This is a genomic window from uncultured Marivita sp. (assembly GCF_947488135.1).
Lineage (GTDB): Bacteria > Pseudomonadota > Alphaproteobacteria > Rhodobacterales > Rhodobacteraceae > Marivita.
Map to the genome: position 1 here is coordinate 1,373,161 of NZ_CANKYW010000001.1, position 17,472 is coordinate 1,390,632.

Genomic DNA, 17,472 nt, shown 5'->3' on the forward strand with positions numbered 1-17,472 from the left:
CCCCCGGTCCCGCATGTCATCAATCGCGCAACGATTCCTCGCGCAGACCATCGGCCAGCAGGTTCAGCCCCAAGACCATGCTCAGAAGCGCGAAGGCCGGAACGATGGCGGGGTGTAGGTAGATCTGCAACAACCGGCGACCGTCATTGATCGTGGTGCCCCAGTCCGGGCTTTCCGGCGGCAGGCCAAGGCCGAAGAAGCCTAATGTGCCCAGGAGGATCGTCGTATACCCGATGCGCAGGCAGAAATCGACGATCAGCGGCCCGCGCGCGTTGGGCAGGATCTCCCACAGCATGATGTACCACGGTCGCTCGCCCCGCGTCTGCGCGGCGGCCACATAGTCGCGGGTCTTGATGTCCATCGCCAGCCCGCGCACGATCCGGAACACCGTCGGCGAATTGACGAAGACCACGGATACGAAGACAACGAGGATCCCGCCTTGCAGGTTGAACAGATCCACTCCGTCAGGCAGCACCGTGATCGCCGTTCCCGGCTGCGACACGAGCGACAGGTAAAGCCATCCCATGACCCCCAACACGATGATCAGCATCGGCGTGCGCACCTTCGGTTGGGTCCGGTAGCGCGAATTGAGCAGCACCGCGACGAAGATGATCGGGAAGATGAAGAGCACCATCGCCATGTAATTCGGAATACCCGTGTCCACGATTTCCGGCGTGACCAGCAGGTAGAAGAGCAGGATCACCGGGAAGGCGAGGATGAGATTGGCCAGAAAGCTCAGGAAGGTGTCCAGCTTGCCGCCGTAATATCCCGCAGGCAGGCCCAGCGTGATGCCGACCATGAAGGCAAACAGCGTGGCCAGGGGCGCGATCTGAACCACCACCCAGGCGCCCTTGACCATACGGCTGAACACGTCGCGGGCGAGGTTGTCTCCGCCGAAGAGATAATACGGATATTGACCGTCCTCCGCGCCCAGGATCGGCGTGCCCGGCGGCTTGTTCTTCATGCTCGACACCTGCGCCAGCGGGTCATGGGTGACGATCAGGTCGAAAGCTCCGAAGATGCCTGTGAAGACCCAGAACATGACAAGCGCGAAGCCCACCATGCCGATGGTCGAGTCGAACAGCTTGCCATACAGCCCCAGCCGCCGCTTGTAGACGACGGACACCGAGAACAGGATGACCAGTGCAATCCAGACAGGTGTGAACTGGATCAGAACGCGGGTGATGATGTCAAACCAGCTGAGCGGTTCCATGATGCTTATCCTTTCCGCTCAGGACACGCTGATGCGTGGGTTGAGGTAGACATACCCGATGTCGGATATGAGCTGCGTCACCAGCACGACGAAGACGGAGACGACCGACACACCCAGCAGAAGCTCGATGTCGTTGTTCCCTGCGGCCTGCACCAGCGTCCAGCCGAAGCCCTTGTAGTTGAAGAGCGTCTCGACGATCACGACCCCGTTCAAGAGCCACGGGAATTGCAGCATGATCACAGTGAAGGGCGCGATCAGGGCGTTGCGCAGGGCGTGTTTCATGACGATGTTTGGGAAACTCACGCCCTTGAGCCGGGCGGTGCGGATGTATTGCGCGGTCATGACCTCGGCCATCGACGCGCGGGTCATGCGGGCGATATAGCCCATGCCGTAAAGCGCGATGGTGATGACCGGCAGGGTGAAGTTTTCAAACGTGGCGTCCTCCATCGCGCTGGTGGCTGACCCGTTGAACCAGCGCAGTCCGAACGCGGTCGAGGCGAAAACGGCGATGAAGACCACGCCCGACACGTATTCCGGCGTCGCGGTCGTGATGATCGACACGGTGGAGAGCGACCGATCCGTGCGGCTTCCCTCGCGCATCCCGGCCAGGACGCCGATGATCAGCGCGCCGGGCACCATGACCATCATGACCCAGAACATCAGCTTGCCGGTCAGCCCAAGCCGCGTCGCGATGATGGAGCCGACATTGTCCTGAAACACCGTCGATTGACCCCAGTCGCCCTGAAGTACGCCGCAAAAGCTTCGCCCGTCCTCGGGAATGGTGCCATCTTCAAGAACTCCGTTGCAGCGCGACCGGGTGGTGCCGTCCCGCCCTTCGATCACCCAACCGGGGGCGACGCCCAGCCATTGGGCATATTTCAGGGGCAGGGGCTGCGAATAGCCGCGGTCTTGCAGAAAGCTCGCCACCTGTTCGTCCGTCATCCGGACGTTGCCCTGGTTCTTGGCCAGTTTTTCAAGGTTGGGCGACAGGTTCGTCAGCCAGAAGACGATGAATGTCAGGCACAGCGCGGTGAGAAGCATCGTCCCGATACGCCGGAGCAGGAACAGAGCCATGTCGGGTGGGTCTCCCTCGTCATGTCCGCGCAAGGGCGCGCAGAGCGTGGAGTCGCGTCAGGCCTCCGCCCCCGTGCAAATACAGGGGGCGGAGCCGCTTTCGCAAATCAGGCCGCGAAGCCGAACTTGTAGAGATGGAACTCGTGCGACGGGTGTTTCTCTGCGTTCACCACGTTGCCGTTGTGGTGATTGTAGAGCGACCGCCAGAACGGTTGGATCATCACGCCATCGTCGCGCAGGGTCTGTTCCACCTTGGCCATCACCTCGCGCCGGGCATCGGCATCGGCGATGGACAGCGCGTCGGCCATCAGTGCGTCGAACTCGGGGTTCGCATAGGCGCTTTCGTTCCAGGCCTCGCCCGACCGATAGGCCAGCGACAGAACCTGCACCTCGAGCGGGCGGTGGTTCCACGTGGTCGCGCTGAACGGGAACTTGGTCCAGTCGTTCCAGAAGGTCGATCCGGGCAGAACCGTGTGCTTGATGTTGACACCCGCATCCGCGATCTGCGCGCGGACCGATGCGCCGGTGTTGCGTTCCCAATCGTCGTCCAGCGTGATCAGCTCGTGCTCGTAATCCGCGAACTCGGTCTCGTCGAGCATCGCCTTGCCGGCCGCCGGATCGAAGGGGGCCGGGCCGATATCGGCATAGGCCGGGTGGATCGGACAGACATGGTGGTTCTCGGCCACCTGGCCGCGCCCGTTATAGCCCAGCTCGAGGCAGACATTGTTGTCGACCATCATCGCCAGCGCCTTGCGCACGTTACGGTCGGCATAGGGCACGCGGCCATCGACTTCGGTCTGCTGGTTGAAACGGTGCACCAGCGTCGCCGCCGTGACGGTTTCGGTCTTGGCCCAGCCGATCGCATCCAGGATGTCGATGAAGTCACCGACCGATTCATAGAGCAGGTCGACCTCACCCGACTCAGCCGCTGCCAGCCAAGAAGCCGGGTCGGTGCCGTAGTCGATGAATTCGATCCGGTCGAGATACGGCCCGCCGAACACCTCGGTGCCCCACCACGTGTGGTCGGTCGCGCGTTCGATCACCGCCTTGACGCCGACTTCGATGGACACGGGGCGGAACGGGCCAGTGCCGATGCCGTGCTCGTACACATCGCCGCCGTCATAGCTGGAATGCACGATCGCCGCCGGGTAGTCCGACATATTCGCGATGATCGCGATGTCGGGGGCCGACAGGTTCAGACGCACGGTCAGATCGTCCACCACCTCGATGGCACCGTCGCGAACCTGTCCGGTGTTGGTGTCGATCAGGCCACCCATGCGGGCGGACATCGAATTGCCCTCCATCGCGGAATCGCACCAGCCGGTGATGTTGCGCGCCACGTCCTCGGCGGTGAAGGCGTCGCCATTGTTCCAGGTCACACCGGGACGCACGTTGAGCGTGTAGGTCTTGGCGTCGTCGCTGACCTCCCAGCTTTCCAGCAGCATGCCGCGGAACGATCCGTCGCGCTGGTATTCGACGAGGTATTCAAGAAAGCCGCGCGACTGGTTTCCGATTTCCGACCAGTCATACGCGCGAGGGTCTTTCATCGCCTTCACAAGCGTTTGAATGCGAAGCGTGCCGCCATCCTGGATGTTGGCCGTCTGCGCCAAAGCGGGTTGGGGCAGGCCGATCATGCCATAGGCGGCAGCGGCCGTCAGACCCAGTCCGGTGGTCCGTGTCAGGAATTCGCGACGGTCCATGAGACCGGCTTTGTATTCCTCGGCATAGAGCGTGGCCGCCGGATGCTGTCTGGGTTGCGGAGTGGTGTGCGTCATCTGTTTCTCCCTGTGACACGTTTGTATTCGCGCTTTTTATGCGGTCGCCGAATGTCGATCGCGGGGCGCGTATTGTTCTTGATCGTATAGCGCCTGATCGCCGCGCTACCGTCAATCGTCAGACTAGACCTTTTGAGGTCAGATTGCGACACTTACCATGTCTCAAAGCGACACTGACATGCAACCGCTTGAAGATGATCGCTTGTGATTTTCACAGTGCCCTTGCGTCAAGCTGTGTCCAGCGTCGCATCCGCGCCCGAAACCAGGTGCGCTGGCGTTTGGCGAATTGCCGTGTCAGGATCACCGCGCGCGTCCGTGCTTGGTCGAGCGTCATCGTCCCGTCGAGCACCGCCATCAACTCCGCCGCCCCGATGGCCTTGGCCGAAGGCAGGTTGGGCGACCAGCCGTCGCGATTGGCACGGGCTTCGTCCAACGCACCCAACTCCAGCATCTTGTCGAACCGTGTTTCGATCCGAGGGGTCAGCCAGTCCTTGTCCGCGTTGATGACAAAGGCCGCCGTTCGAGACAGCGGCAGGAGCGGCGGATCGGTGTCGTCCTGCCAAAGAGCAAGCCCTTTGCCGGTGGTCTGAAGCACCTCCCACGCGCGTTGCACCCGCATCGGGTTCGCGGTGTCGATGCGCTCGCGCGTTGCGGCATCGAGTTCCGCAGTCAGGGCGTCATGCCCGTCTTCCGCGATCCGCGCCATCGCGATTTGGCGAATGGCGTCCGGCGTTGCAGGAATATCGGCGAGCCCTTCCGTGAGCGCCGTGAAATACAGCCCCGTTCCACCGACAATGATCGGCCGCGTATCGCCCGTCAGCAGAGGAGACACATCGCGCAGCCAATCGCCCACCGAATAGGGCACGTGCCCCGCGACATGCCCGTAGAGCGCGTGGGGCGCGCGCGCTTCGTCTTCTTGCGATGAACGGGCGGTCAAAACGCGCCAATCCGAATAGACCTGGATCGCATCGGCATTGATCACCACACCGCCTTGCGTCTCAGCAATGCGCAGCGCCAGTTCGGATTTGCCACTGGCCGTAGGCCCCGCGATCAGAACGGGCGTTTGCGGATCGAGCGTTGCGATCTGATCTGAAATGCCGCCTGCCACGCCTGATCTGTCCTCATCCCTGCCGTCATATGTTTCGGCATGTTTTGTGTGGGGCGTGACTTCGCCTTGCCCCGGTGACGGTTTTCCTACACTTTGCGCGCAACTTTAGACCCTCGTTCGAACGGAGCGCAATATGGCGGACAGCAATACCCCCCATCCGAAATACAAACGCGTGATGCTCAAGATATCGGGCGAGGCGCTGATGGGCGATCAAGGGTTCGGTCTGCACCCGCCAACCGTGCAGCGCATCGCGCAGGAGGTTCGTTCGGTGCATGACCTCGGCGTCGAGATTTGCATGGTCATCGGTGGCGGCAACGTGTTTCGCGGCCTCCAAGGCAGCGCGCAGGGGATGGAACGGACAACCGCCGATTACATGGGGATGCTCGCCACGGTGATGAACGCGCTGGCCATGCAATCCGCGCTGGAAGAGCAGGGGGTTTTCACCCGCGTGATCTCGGCCATCCGCATGGACGAGGTGGCCGAGCCCTATATACGCCGTCGCGCTGTTCGCCACCTCGAGAAAAAGCGCGTCTGCGTCTTTGCGGGTGGCACCGGCAACCCCTATTTCACCACCGACACCGCCGCAGCCCTTCGCGCCAATGAAATGAACTGTGAAGCGATTTTCATGGGCAAAAATGGCGTCGACGGGATTTACGACAAGGATCCCAAGACCAATCCCGACGCCAAGCGCTACGATGCCGTTACCTATGACGAGGTGCTGCAAAAGAACCTCAAGGTCATGGACGCCTCGGCCATCGCGCTAGCGCGCGACAACAACCTGCCGATCATCGTCTTCCCGCTGGACGAACCGGGTGGGTTCCGCGGCATCCTCGCTGGCAAAGGCACCTACACCAAGGTGCATGGCAACAGCGCAAAGTCAGGGTCGGGCGAGGCCGCCTGACCAATCCGTCACAGAACGCTGACCGCAGGTGCAGTTGTGGCGCAAGACGCTATACTTTCGCCCAACTGTCGCCTAGAAACGCAATTAAATCAGAAAAAATCGCTCTTGAGGGCCACATGGCAGACGACTTCATTCTCGACACCGATGATCTTACGCGCCGCATGGACGGCGCCATGGCGAACCTGCGAACGGAATTCGCGTCCCTGCGCACCGGACGGGCCAGCGCCTCGATGCTGGAGCCGGTGATGGTGGACGCCTACGGAAGCCTGACCCCGATCAACCAGGTCGGCACCGTCAACGTACCCGAGCCGCGCATGGTCACCGTCAACGTCTGGGACAAGGGGCTTGTGGGGAAGGTCGAGAAGGCCATCCGCGAAAGCGGTCTGGGCATCAATCCGCAGCTCAACGGCACCATCATTATGCTTCCCATTCCGGAGCTGAACGAGGAACGCCGCCGCGAGCTGGGCAAGGTCGCCGGACAATATGCCGAACACGCCCGCGTGTCGGTGCGCAACATCCGCCGCGACGGCATGGATCAGATCAAGAAAGCCAAGGCCGACGGCCTGTCCGAAGACGACCAGAAGTTCTGGGAGAACGAGGTTCAGGAACTGACGGACGGTTACATCAAGAAAATCGACGCCGCTTTGGAGACGAAGCAGGAAGAGATCATGCAGGTCTGACGACCCAGCAGGAAGGACGCCGTCACAATGGCCAAACCACAGCCCAAAGCGAAAGACGATGGACCGCGCCATGTCGCCATCATCATGGATGGCAATGGCCGCTGGGCCACGCAGCGTGGGCGGCCCCGCCTGTTCGGACACCAGGCCGGTGCGCGCCGCGTGCGCGAAATTGTCGAGGCCTGCCCGGATCTGGGTGTGGACTACCTGACGGTGTTTGCCTTCTCGACCGAGAATTGGAAGCGGACCCAGTCCGAAGTGGCGGGTCTCATGAACCTCTTTCGGCGCTACATTACCCGCGAGGCCAAGGCGCTCAAGGTGAATGACGTCTGCGTCCGCTTCATCGGGGATCGCGTCAGGCTCGACAAGAAGCTCGTGTCGATGATGGACGAACTTGAGGCGCTGACGGCGCATTGCCAGACCGTCAACCTGACCATCGCGATCAATTATGGTGGCCGGGACGAGGTCGCGCGCGCGACCAAGCGCTTGGCGCGGGACGTGGCCGCGGGCAAGCTTGATCCTGAGGCGGTGGATGAAGAAACGCTGCCAAAGTATTTGGATACATGCGTTTTACCTGATCCTGATCTTGTGATACGGACCAGCGGGGAAGCCCGCATCTCGAACTTCCTGCTGTGGCAATCGGCCTACGCGGAGTACGAGTTCATCGACACGCTCTGGCCGGATTTCACCGCTGCGGAGTTCCGCGATGTGGTTGGGGGCTTTGGCACCCGTGACCGCCGGTTCGGAGCCGTGATGGCATGACCTCCGGTAGGTGGGACGACCTTGCTCCGCGGCTGTCTTCAGCCGTGGCCATGGTGGGCATCGGCGCGCTGGGTGTCTGGCTCGGCGGGCTGTGGTTTCACGGGCTGATCGCCATCATCGTCGGGCTCATGGTGTGGGAACTGGTGACCATGCTCGACACGGATCGGTCGAAATCGCCCCTGATCCTGGGCGCGGTGGCGGCGATTGTCTCCATGGTCGCTGTCGAAATTCCCGCCTCTTTCGCCCTGCCGCTGTTGATGACGCCCTCGATGCTGGGTCTGAGCCGGATGGAGCGCGGCGGCGTGACCTATGCGGTCTTCACCGCGCTGATCCTGATGGCCGGTTACGGTCTCATGACATTGCGCGACGATTTCGGCCTGACTTGGATGGTCTGGCTCTTGCTGGTGGTGGTCGTCACCGACATCGCCGGGTATTTCGCAGGCCGTCTGATCGGCGGACCCAAACTTTGGCCGCGCGTGAGCCCCAAGAAGACATGGTCGGGCACGGTCGCCGGGTGGGCCGCTTCGGCGGTGGTGGCGATCCTTTTTGCGGGCTCGACCCGCGCGGGCTTCGGCCTGATCGGGGTCAGCATCGCCGTCAGCATGGCCAGCCAGATCGGGGATATCGCCGAAAGCGCGATCAAGCGGCGGGCAGGGGTGAAAGACAGCTCGCGGCTGATCCCGGGGCATGGCGGGCTTCTCGACCGCTTTGACGGCATGCTTGGCGCGGCGCTCTTCATCGTCATCGCAGGGCAACTCGTCGGATTTCCACCGGGGACGCAATGAGGCGCATTTCGGTTTTCGGTGCCACCGGGTCCATCGGCCAGAACACGCTCGACCTGATCGGCCGCAACCCCGACGCCTACAAGGTGGTGGCGCTCACCGGCGAGCGGAACATCCAGAAATTGGCCGCCGATGCCATCCGCTTCAACGCCGAGATCGCGGTCACGGCCGACCCGACACGGCTGGAAGAGCTGCGCGCGGCCCTGGGAAACAGCGGGATCGAGGCCGCCGCCGGGGCAGAGGCCCTGGTCGAAGCCGCAAGCCGACCTGCCGATTGGGTCATGTCCGCAATCGTCGGCTCAGCCGGTCTGGCGCCCGGTTTGAAAGCGCTGGAACAGGGCGCGAGCCTTGCTCTTGCGAACAAGGAAAGCATGGTCTGCGCCGGGCCGCTGATGCTGTCCACAGCCAAAGCCCACGGTGCGCAGATCCTGCCTGTGGACAGCGAACACTCGGCCGTGTTTCAGGCCCTGATCGGCGAAGACCTGAGCGCGGTGGAGCGTGTGATAATCACCGCATCGGGCGGCGCGTTTCGCGATTGGCCGCTCGAGGATCTGGTAAGGGCAACGCCCGAGCAGGCCGCGCAGCATCCCAATTGGGACATGGGTCAACGCATCACGATCGACAGTGCCTCAATGTTTAACAAGGCACTTGAGCTCATTGAAACCAAAGAGTTTTTCGGATTGTCAGCTGACAAAATCGAGGCCGTGGTCCATCCCGAGTCGATGATTCATGCTCTCGTGGGCTTTAGCGACGGTGCCCTGATGGCGCATGTGGGTCCGGCGGATATGCGGCATGCCATCGGTTTTGCCCTGCATTATCCCGACCGCAAGGCGCTGCCGGTCGAACGGCTCGATTTGGTCAAGCTGGGGCAGCTCACGTTCCGACACGCCGACGAAACCCGCTGGCCCGCACTGCGATTGGCGCGCGAGGTCATGGCCCTGGGTGGATTGTCGGGGGCCGTGTTCAATGCCGCAAAGGAACGCGCGCTGGACGGGTTCATCGCGAAACGCATTGGCTTTCAACAGCTTGCCGTCGTTGTCGAAGAGGCGCTGTCCAGAGTTTCGGCCCAACCGGGTCATATTGATGCCGCCATTACCCTTGATAACGTGATGAATGCAGACCATCTGGCACGCATACGGGCCGACGAAATCATAACCGAAATAGAGGGTTGAGCTTTGGATATTGCAGCGTTGCTGCCGCAGTTTGGTAGTGTGATTTGGACCCTTCTCGCCTTTGTTATCGCCTTGTCGATCATCGTGGCGATCCATGAATACGGCCATTACATCGTCGGGCGCTGGTCCGGGATCGACGCGGATGTGTTCTCGCTCGGCTTCGGTCCGGTGCTGTTCTCGCGCGTCGACAAGCGCGGGACCAAATGGCAATTCGCGCTTCTGCCGCTGGGCGGCTACGTCAAGTTCAAGGGCGACAGCAACGCGTCCGGTGGCAAGGACGAAGAGGCGATGTCAACCCTGTCCGAAAGCGAACGACGGCGCACGATGAACGGCGCGCCGCTTTGGGCGCGCGCGGCCACGGTCGCTGCGGGTCCGATCTTCAACTTCGCCCTGTCCATCCTGATCTTCACCGGCGTCTTCATGCTGCGCGGCGAGGTCACGGAACCGGTCAAGGTCGGTGAATTGCGGGCCGTTCCTGCACAGAACGAGCTTCAGGTCGGAGACGTTCTCATCGCTATCGAAGGCACCGATCTTCCCCCGTTCAGCGAATCCGACAGCTTCCAGTCGTTCCTCGACGATCTTCCCGAGCAAGAGCATCTTGACTACACCGTTCTGCGGGACGGGCAGGAAGTGGTGGTGCAGGGTCCATACGTCTATCCCCCGGTTGCCACGCAGATCATCCCGCGTTCCGCCGCGGATGACGCGGGCTTCCGCGCGGGCGACATCATCACCACCGTGAATGGCACGACGATCTACGCCTTCGACCAATTGCGTGAGGCGGTCGAAGGATCGGAAGGGGCGACTCTGGGCTTTCAGGTCTGGCGGGACGGCGAGATTCGCGATCTCGAAATGACCCCCCGTCGCACGGACGAGCCGCAGCCTGACGGCACGTTCCAGACGAATTACCGGATCGGGCTCGTCGGAGGCATGTTCTTCGAACCCGCGACCGAAACGACCGGCCCGATCAGCGCCTTCGTGTCCGGTATCCAGCAAACCGGACGCATCATCGACGGGTCGCTGTCCGGCTTGTGGTACATGATCACCGGGGCCATCAGCACGTGCAATCTGTCTGGCCCAATCGGGATTGCCGAGACCTCGGGGTCGATGGCATCGCAAGGCACGGCAAGCTTCATCTGGTTCATCGCTGTCCTGAGCACCGCCGTCGGTCTGCTCAACCTCTTCCCGATCCCGGTGCTGGATGGCGGACACCTGGTGTTCCACGCCTACGAGGCGGTGACGGGCAAGCCGCCCAGCGACAAGGCGCTGCGGGTTCTCATGGCCGTGGGTCTGACAATGCTTCTGTCGTTGATGCTGTTCGCGCTGTCGAACGACCTCTTCTGCCCGTAAGCGGCCCGCGAAAATGGGGTCGATTTCACAGAATCGTCCCATTTCCCGCCCGATTGCTGACACATTTCCCCGCCATTTCCTCGGTTGGAACAATGTATCCGAGGTGTGACATGCAAACGATTCAAGACGGCTACAAGTCGTTCAGCCTGCTGATCTCCATCAACTGGGATCGGTTTCTTTACGTGTTTGCGATCATTGCCTCTCTGTTTCTCGGGGCCTTTCTCGGCACGCTCATGATTGAGGCGATGACACACCCCGTCGGCTATTGAGCATTTGCGCGTCTGCGCTTTTGACAAGCCAAGGCAATCTGGGTACTCACGTCCGTAAAAGGATGACTGAGTAGGTTGCCAACAATGACACATAAAACAGGCGGGCAGGTGACGCGACGAGCAGCGCGGACACCCTCATTTCGTCCACTTCTTATTGCTGCTTCCGTTGCCCTGAGTGTCGGCTTCGTCGTATCGCCCGATATGGCGGAGGCGCAGGACTTCCGCTTCAACGCGATTTCCGTCGAAGGAAACCAGCGCATCGAGGCTGGCACAATCGCCAGTTTCCTTGGCGTGGCGCGCGGTGAAACCGTCTCGGCGGCCGAACTGAACGATGGTTATCAGCGGGTTCTCGCCTCCGGTCTGTTCGAAAGTGTTGAGATCGAACCACGCGGCAACACGCTCGTGGTGCGCGTCGTGGAATACCCGACGATCAACCGCATCACTTTCGAGGGCAATTCCCGCGTCGATGACGACCTGCTCAGCTCGATCGTGCAATCGGAATCGCGCCGCGTGTTCAGCCCGTCGACCGCAGAAGCGGACGCGGCCCGCATCACCGAAGCCTATTCCCAGCAGGGCCGCATCGCTGCCCGCGTTCAACCCAAGGTCATCCGCCGCTCCGACAACCGCGTTGATCTGGTGTTCGAGGTGTTCGAAGGCGGCGTGTCGGAAGTGGAACGCATCGGCTTTGCCGGCAACCAGGTGTTCAGCGACAGCCGTCTGCGCCGCGTTCTCGAAACCAAGCAGGCGGGTATCTTCCGGGCGCTGGTCCAGTCGGACACGTTCATTGAGGATCGCATCGAATTCGACCGGCAGGTCCTGCGCGATTTCTACCAGTCGCGCGGCTATGTCGATTTCCGCACCACCGGCGTCAATGCCGAGCTGAGCGAGGAACGCGACGCCTATTTCATCACCTTCAATGTAGAAGAGGGGCAGCAGTTCACCTTCGGCGAAGTGACGGCGACCTCCGATCTGGCCGAGGTGGATCCGGATGTGTTCCAGAGAGCCATCCGTCTGCGCCCAGGACGCGTTTACTCGCCGACCGCCGTTGAAACGGAAATCGCCCGGCTGGAGCGTCTGGCGATCCGCGAGGGTCTCAACTTCGTTCGCGTCGAGCCGCGTGTCACCCGCAACGACCGCAATCTGACGCTGGACGTGGAATTCCTGCTGACCAGAGGCGAGCGCATTTTCGTCGAACGCATCGACATCGAGGGCAACACCACCACACTTGATCGGGTTGTCCGCCGTCAATTCCGCGTGGTCGAAGGCGATCCGTTCAACCCCCGCGAAATCCGCGAAAGCGCCGAACGCGTGCGCGCGCTTGGCTTCTTCGGCGATGCGCAGGTCGAAGCGCGCGAGGGATCGACCCCGCAGCAGGTCATCATCGATGTCGATGTCGAGGAACAGCCCACCGGCTCTCTCAGCTTCGGCGGGTCGTATTCGACCAGCAGCGGCTTCGGCGCGGCGATCACGTTCCGCGAACGCAACTTCCTCGGTCGCGGTCAGCAACTTGCACTTGGCGTGACCAGTGGCACGGATTCGGCGAATTACAATTTCAGCTTCACCGAACCGGCGTTCCTCGGACGGGATGTCGCCTTCAATTTCAGCCTGAATTATCTTGAGACCGATAATGACAACGCGGAATACGACACCGCGATCGGCAACTTCTCGACCGGGTTCACCTTCCCGGTTTCCGAGAACGGGCGACTCGCGCTGCGCTACGGTGCGCGGTACTCCGAAATCACCGATCTCGCCGAAGAGGTCGGATCGCTCATCACCGCCGAAGCGGCCCGCGGAGAGATCTGGGACAGCTTTGTCGGCTATCGCTACAGCTACGACACGCGGCGCACGGGGCTGAACCCCAACGCCGGTGTTCTGTTCGAATTCGGCCAGGATTTCGGCGGACTGGGTGGCGACAGCACCTATATCGAAAGCACGCTGCGCGCGGTGGCGCAGACCAAGGTTTATAATGACGAGGTGACACTGCGCGCCACGCTTCAGGCCGGTGCCTTGAGCTATTCGGAAGGCGCGTCGCGCGTGACGGATCGCTTTGCGCTTGGCTCCAATCTGATGCGCGGCTTCGAAGGCGGTGGCATCGGTCCGCGTGAAGTGGGGCCGGGCGACGTCAACGACGCGTTGGGCGGCAACTACTTTGCCGTTGCGCGCTTCGAGGCGGAATTCCCGCTGCCCTTGCCCGAGGAATACGGCATCTCGGGTGGCGTATTCTACGACGTCGGCAGCCTCTGGGGGTTGGAAGAGACCAACGACAACGTGCTCTACGAAGACTTCTCGGCCCGTCAGGTGGTGGGTGTCTCGGTCTTTTGGACAACGCCCCTCGGACCGCTGCGCTTCAACTTCAGCGAAGCCCTGAGCAAGGAAGAGTTCGACGAAGAACAGACCTTCGATCTGACCATCTCCACGCAGTTCTAAATGGTTTCAGTCTTCCGCACATGGACAGGAGCGCTCTTCGGAGCGCTTCTTTGCGTCTCACCGGTCTCGGCCCAGCAGGATGGCGGCCTGTCAAATGTCGGCGTCGTGCAAAGCCTGATCCTGACGGTCGCGCCCGAAGCGCTTTATGCCCAAAGCGATTTCGGCCAGCGGATCGCGCGCGAGATCGAGGAAGAGAGCCTTGAGATCGCCGCAGAGAACCGCCGGATCGAGGCGGAGCTGACCGACGAGGAACGCGAACTGACCGAATTGCGCGACACGCTTGACCCGACGGAGTTCCGTGCCCGCGCCGAGGCGTTCGACGAGAAGGTTCAGCGCCTGCGTCGCGAGCAGGACGAAAAGGCCCGTGCTGTGGGACAACGTAATGAAGAGGCGCGGCGTGCCTTGCTCACCGCAGCTCAGCCGATCCTGTTGCAACTCATGGAAGAAAGCGGCGCCGTCGCGGTTCTGGACCGCCGGGTGGTTCTTCTGAGCGTCGATTCCGTCGACATCACCGAACAGGCGATCGGTCGGGTCAACGCGGAATTCGGCGAAGGGGCAGCGATCCTGCCCTTGCGCCCCTGAAACCTTGCCCCCCGGCATCGGGATTGCTACTCACAGCGCACCAAATTCAAAAGGACGCCCCATGAGCGACACGCTTCTTCGCGCCGATATTCAGCTGATTCAGCGCATCCTGCCGCACCGCTATCCGTTTCTTCTTGTGGACCGGGTCGAAGAGATCGACGGCACGCAATCCGCGCTTGGCATCAAGAACGTCACGATGAACGAGCCGCATTTTCAGGGGCATTTCCCGGGCACGCCGATCATGCCGGGCGTCACCATCATCGAAGCGATGGCACAGACGGCGGCGGTGATGGTGGGCACTGCGCTGGACCTCGCGGACAAGGACATGCTGATCTATTTCATGGCCATCGACAAATGCAAATTCCGTCGCAAGGTGATCCCCGGCGACCAGCTCGAGATGCGGCTGACGACGCTGCGCGGCAAGCCGGGCGGCAAGGTCTGGAAATTCGGCGGCGTCGCCACGGTCGATGGCGAGATGGCGGCAGAGTGCGAATTCTCGGCCATGATGGACCTGCCCGCGTGACGGCACGGATCCATCCCAGCGCGGTCATCGAGGACGGCGCGCAGATCGGCGCGGGTTGCGAGATCGGACCGTTTTGCCATGTCGGCCCCGAAGTGGTGCTGGCCGACAATGTGGTTCTGAAAAGCCATGTGGTCGTGACCGGCCAGACCTCCATCGGCGCAGGAACCGAGGTGTTTCCCTTCGCCGTGATCGGAGAAATCCCGCAGGACCTCAAGTTCGACGGCGAAAAGACCAGCCTCATCATCGGCGCCCGCAACCGCATCCGCGAACACGTCACGATGAACACCGGCACAGCAGGCGGGGGCGGTGTGACGCGCGTGGGGGACGACAACCTGTTCATGGCGGGCTGTCACGTCGCGCATGACGTGCAGATCGGCAACCGGGTGATCGTGGTCAACAGCGCGGCGCTTGCGGGCCATTGTGTTCTCGAAGACGACGTGATCGTCGGCGGGCTTTCGGGCGTGCATCAATTCGTGCGGATCGGACGGGGCGCCATCATCGGCGCGGTCACGATGGTGACGAATGACGTCATTCCTTACGGCCTCGTGCAGGCAGATCGCGGGCGACTGGATGGGCTGAACCTCGTCGGTCTCAAGCGCAAGGGTGTCAGCCGCGCAGACATCACCGCCCTGCGCGCCGCGTTCCAGATGTTGGCACAGGGCGAAGGGGCGTTTCAGGATCGCGCGCGGCGGCTCGGTGAGGAGACCGACAGCGACTACGTGCACCACATCGTCGACTTCATTCTGGGGGACACCGACCGGTCCTTCCTGACACCGGGCTGAGCGATGACGCTCGCGCTGATCTGCGGTCAGGGCCGGTTGCCACGCATCGTGGCCAAAGCCCAGGACCAACGACCACTGGTTTGCGTGTTGAATGGCTTTGAGCCCGACGGCTTGGCCGCCGACCTGACCTTTCACCTCGAAACGCTCGGCACGTTGATGGACACGCTGAAGGCGCGCGGGGTGACGCAGGTCTGTCTGTGCGGCGCGATCCGGCGTCCGCCGATTGACCCGGCCCGTCTGGACGCGAAGACCGCGCCGATGGTGCCCCGGCTGCAAACCGCGCTGACCTCGGGCGACGACGGCGCGTTGCGCATCGTGATGGATCTTTTCGAGGAAGCGGGCCTTCGCATCGCCGCCGTAGATGATCTGGTGCCGGACCTGTTGCCCGCCGAAGGTGTGCTGACGCTCAAATCCTACATACCGCAGAACACGGTCGAAGCGCGGCTTGGCGAACGCACTGTTGCAGCGATGGGCGCGCGGGATGCGGGGCAGGCCTGCGTCGTGCGCGGTGACACGGTTCTGGCGCGCGAAGACGCGGCGGGCACGGACGCGATGCTGACCCGGCTGGCACGGGACCGCACCGCTGGCGGGGGTGATTTCCTGAGCAATCCGATCAACACGGCCAGCGATATGTTCGGTGGTCTCTTGGGCGACGCGACGGACTGGCTGACCGGTGGGTCCTCCGTGTCGGATGGGGGCATCCTCTTTAAAGCGCCCAAACCCGGCCAGGACCGGCGCGCAGACCTTCCGGTGATCGGGGCCGGCACACCGGATGCGGTTGCGGCGGCGGGGTTGTCGGGCATCGTGATCGAAGCGGGCGGTGTGATGGTTCTCGACCGGGCGAAAACCGTTGCGCGTTGCGACACGCTGGGCCTGTTCCTCTGGGTTCGGGAAAAGGGCGCCTGATGCGGGTTTTTGTTGTCGCGGGAGAGGCATCGGGCGACAAGCTGGGCGCGGCGCTGATGGCGGGGTTGCGCAAGCATGCGCCGGAGGTGACGTTCGAGGGCATTGGCGGCGACCGAATGCTCTCTGAAGGTCTCAACAGCCTGTTCCCGATGGACGAAATCTCGATCATGGGGATCACCGAGATCCTGTCGCAATACCGATCCCTCAAGGCGCGCATTCGCCAGACCGCCGACGCCGTGATCGCGGCGGAACCGGATGTGCTCGTCACCATCGACCTGCCGGAATTTGGCCTGCGGGTGGCCAAGCTGGTCAAGGAACGCAGCGACGTCCGAACGGTGCATTACGTGGCCCCGACGGTTTGGGCCTGGCGACCGGGGCGCGCGAAGAGGATGGCGCGGCACATCGATCAGGTGCTGGCCCTGCTGCCGTTCGAGCCGCCCTATATGGAAGCCGCAGGCATGCGCTGCGATTTCGTCGGGCACCCGGTCGTGACAGACCCGGTCGCGACCGAGGCCGAGACCGCGCAGTTCCGTCAGTCCATGGGGATCGGCGCCGCGCCGCTGGCCTTGATCCTGCCGGGATCGCGCCGCAGTGAGGTGTCGCGCCTGTTGCCGATCTTCGCGGACGTGATGTCCCGCCTGCACGCGGCCCGGCCCGATCTGGCCTTCGTCCTGCCCGCCGCGCCCAACGTGGCCGGGATAGTGGCAGAGGCGATAGAAACCTGGCCGGTCAAACCGCATGTGATTAACCCGGTCAGTGATGGCATGAGCGTCAAACAGGAGGCTTTCGCTGCGGCCGATGTCGCGGTGGCGGCGTCGGGCACGGTGTCACTGGAACTGGCGGCAGCGCAGACGCCGATGGTGATCGCCTATGACATGAACTGGCTCTCGCGTCAGATCATCGGGCGGATGCTGCGGGTGGACACGGTCACGCTGGTCAACCTCGTGTCCGACACCCGCGTAGTGCCGGAATTTATCGGGGCGAAGTGCCAACCTGGCCCGATTGCCGACGCGGTGCTGGCGATCTTGAAGTCCCCCGACGCGCAACGCGCGGCGATGGCGCTGACGATGGACCGGCTGGGGCAGGGCGGGTTGCCCCCCGGAGAACGCGCGGCGCTGGCGGTGCTCGACGGCCTCAATCAAAACGGGGGCTGAGTCCCGCGACCCAGCCCC

General features: G+C 62.6%; 17 protein-coding genes. 13 read left to right on the forward strand and 4 right to left on the reverse strand.

The features are described from left to right. Positions 1–19: 19 nt before the first annotated feature. From Q1B16_RS06865 to miaA, 4 genes are all read right to left on the reverse strand, one after another. Positions 20–1,213, reverse strand: coding sequence for an ABC transporter permease (locus Q1B16_RS06865; protein ID WP_299785823.1), 1,194 nt, complete (start codon positions 1,211–1,213; stop codon positions 20–22). Positions 1,214–1,231: 18 nt separating this feature from the next. Further along, positions 1,232–2,287, reverse strand: a complete 1,056-nt coding sequence (locus tag Q1B16_RS06870; protein WP_299785825.1) for an ABC transporter permease — start codon at positions 2,285–2,287, stop codon at positions 1,232–1,234. 107 nt (positions 2,288–2,394) lie between these two features. Then, positions 2,395–4,062 carry an ABC transporter substrate-binding protein gene (locus Q1B16_RS06875; RefSeq protein ID WP_299785827.1) on the reverse strand — a complete coding sequence of 556 codons (1,668 nt, stop codon included), beginning with the start codon at positions 4,060–4,062 and terminating at the stop codon, positions 2,395–2,397. A 211-nt stretch (positions 4,063–4,273) separates the two neighbouring features. Next, a complete protein-coding gene (miaA, locus tag Q1B16_RS06880) occupies positions 4,274–5,170 on the reverse strand; it encodes a tRNA (adenosine(37)-N6)-dimethylallyltransferase MiaA (protein WP_299785829.1) in 897 nt (298 codons plus the stop codon). 133 nt (positions 5,171–5,303) lie between these two features. Between miaA and pyrH the strand changes: the two genes are divergently transcribed. The 13 genes from pyrH (at position 5,304) to lpxB (ending at position 17,454) form a co-directional block, all read left to right on the forward strand. Next, entirely contained in the window at positions 5,304–6,071 is a 768-nt protein-coding gene (gene pyrH / locus Q1B16_RS06885; RefSeq protein WP_299785831.1) for a UMP kinase, read from the forward strand. Between the two features lie 116 nt (positions 6,072–6,187). Then, a complete protein-coding gene (gene frr / locus Q1B16_RS06890; RefSeq protein WP_299785833.1) occupies positions 6,188–6,751 on the forward strand; it encodes a ribosome recycling factor in 564 nt (187 codons plus the stop codon). Between the two features lie 27 nt (positions 6,752–6,778). Beyond that, positions 6,779–7,510: a polyprenyl diphosphate synthase gene (uppS, locus tag Q1B16_RS06895; RefSeq protein ID WP_299785835.1), complete on the forward strand. Its 732-nt coding sequence runs from the start codon at positions 6,779–6,781 to the stop codon at positions 7,508–7,510. After that, complete coding sequence (locus tag Q1B16_RS06900; protein ID WP_299785837.1) at positions 7,507–8,295, forward strand: phosphatidate cytidylyltransferase; 789 nt, start codon at positions 7,507–7,509, stop codon at positions 8,293–8,295. The genes uppS and Q1B16_RS06900 overlap by 4 nt, the downstream gene beginning before the upstream one ends. Beyond that, the gene (gene dxr / locus Q1B16_RS06905) at positions 8,292–9,464 is read left to right on the forward strand and encodes a 1-deoxy-D-xylulose-5-phosphate reductoisomerase (RefSeq protein WP_299785839.1); all 1,173 of its coding nucleotides are present in this window, start codon (positions 8,292–8,294) and stop codon (positions 9,462–9,464) included. Before Q1B16_RS06900 ends, dxr begins: the two co-directional genes overlap by 4 nt. Before the next feature lie 3 nt (positions 9,465–9,467). Further along, positions 9,468–10,811, forward strand: coding sequence for an RIP metalloprotease RseP (rseP, locus tag Q1B16_RS06910; protein ID WP_299785841.1), 1,344 nt, complete (start codon positions 9,468–9,470; stop codon positions 10,809–10,811). A 110-nt stretch (positions 10,812–10,921) separates the two neighbouring features. After that, positions 10,922–11,080: a hypothetical protein gene (locus Q1B16_RS06915; protein ID WP_299785843.1), complete on the forward strand. Its 159-nt coding sequence runs from the start codon at positions 10,922–10,924 to the stop codon at positions 11,078–11,080. A gap of 201 nt (positions 11,081–11,281) precedes the next feature. After that, positions 11,282–13,507 (forward strand): outer membrane protein assembly factor BamA, encoded by a 2,226-nt coding sequence (gene bamA, locus Q1B16_RS06920; protein WP_299786036.1) that lies wholly within the window; start codon positions 11,282–11,284, stop codon positions 13,505–13,507. Then, entirely contained in the window at positions 13,508–14,089 is a 582-nt protein-coding gene (locus Q1B16_RS06925) for an OmpH family outer membrane protein (protein WP_299785845.1), read from the forward strand. 61 nt (positions 14,090–14,150) lie between these two features. Further along, positions 14,151–14,612 (forward strand): 3-hydroxyacyl-ACP dehydratase FabZ, encoded by a 462-nt coding sequence (fabZ, locus tag Q1B16_RS06930; protein WP_292066995.1) that lies wholly within the window; start codon positions 14,151–14,153, stop codon positions 14,610–14,612. Next, on the forward strand, positions 14,609–15,394 hold the full coding sequence (gene lpxA / locus Q1B16_RS06935) for an acyl-ACP--UDP-N-acetylglucosamine O-acyltransferase (protein WP_299785848.1): 786 nt from the start codon (positions 14,609–14,611) through the stop codon (positions 15,392–15,394). Before fabZ ends, lpxA begins: the two co-directional genes overlap by 4 nt. 3 nt (positions 15,395–15,397) lie before the next feature. Then, entirely contained in the window at positions 15,398–16,300 is a 903-nt protein-coding gene (gene lpxI / locus Q1B16_RS06940; protein ID WP_299785850.1) for a UDP-2,3-diacylglucosamine diphosphatase LpxI, read from the forward strand. Next, the gene (gene lpxB / locus Q1B16_RS06945) at positions 16,300–17,454 is read left to right on the forward strand and encodes a lipid-A-disaccharide synthase (protein ID WP_299785852.1); all 1,155 of its coding nucleotides are present in this window, start codon (positions 16,300–16,302) and stop codon (positions 17,452–17,454) included. Before lpxI ends, lpxB begins: the two co-directional genes overlap by 1 nt. Positions 17,455–17,472: the final 18 nt, after the last annotated feature.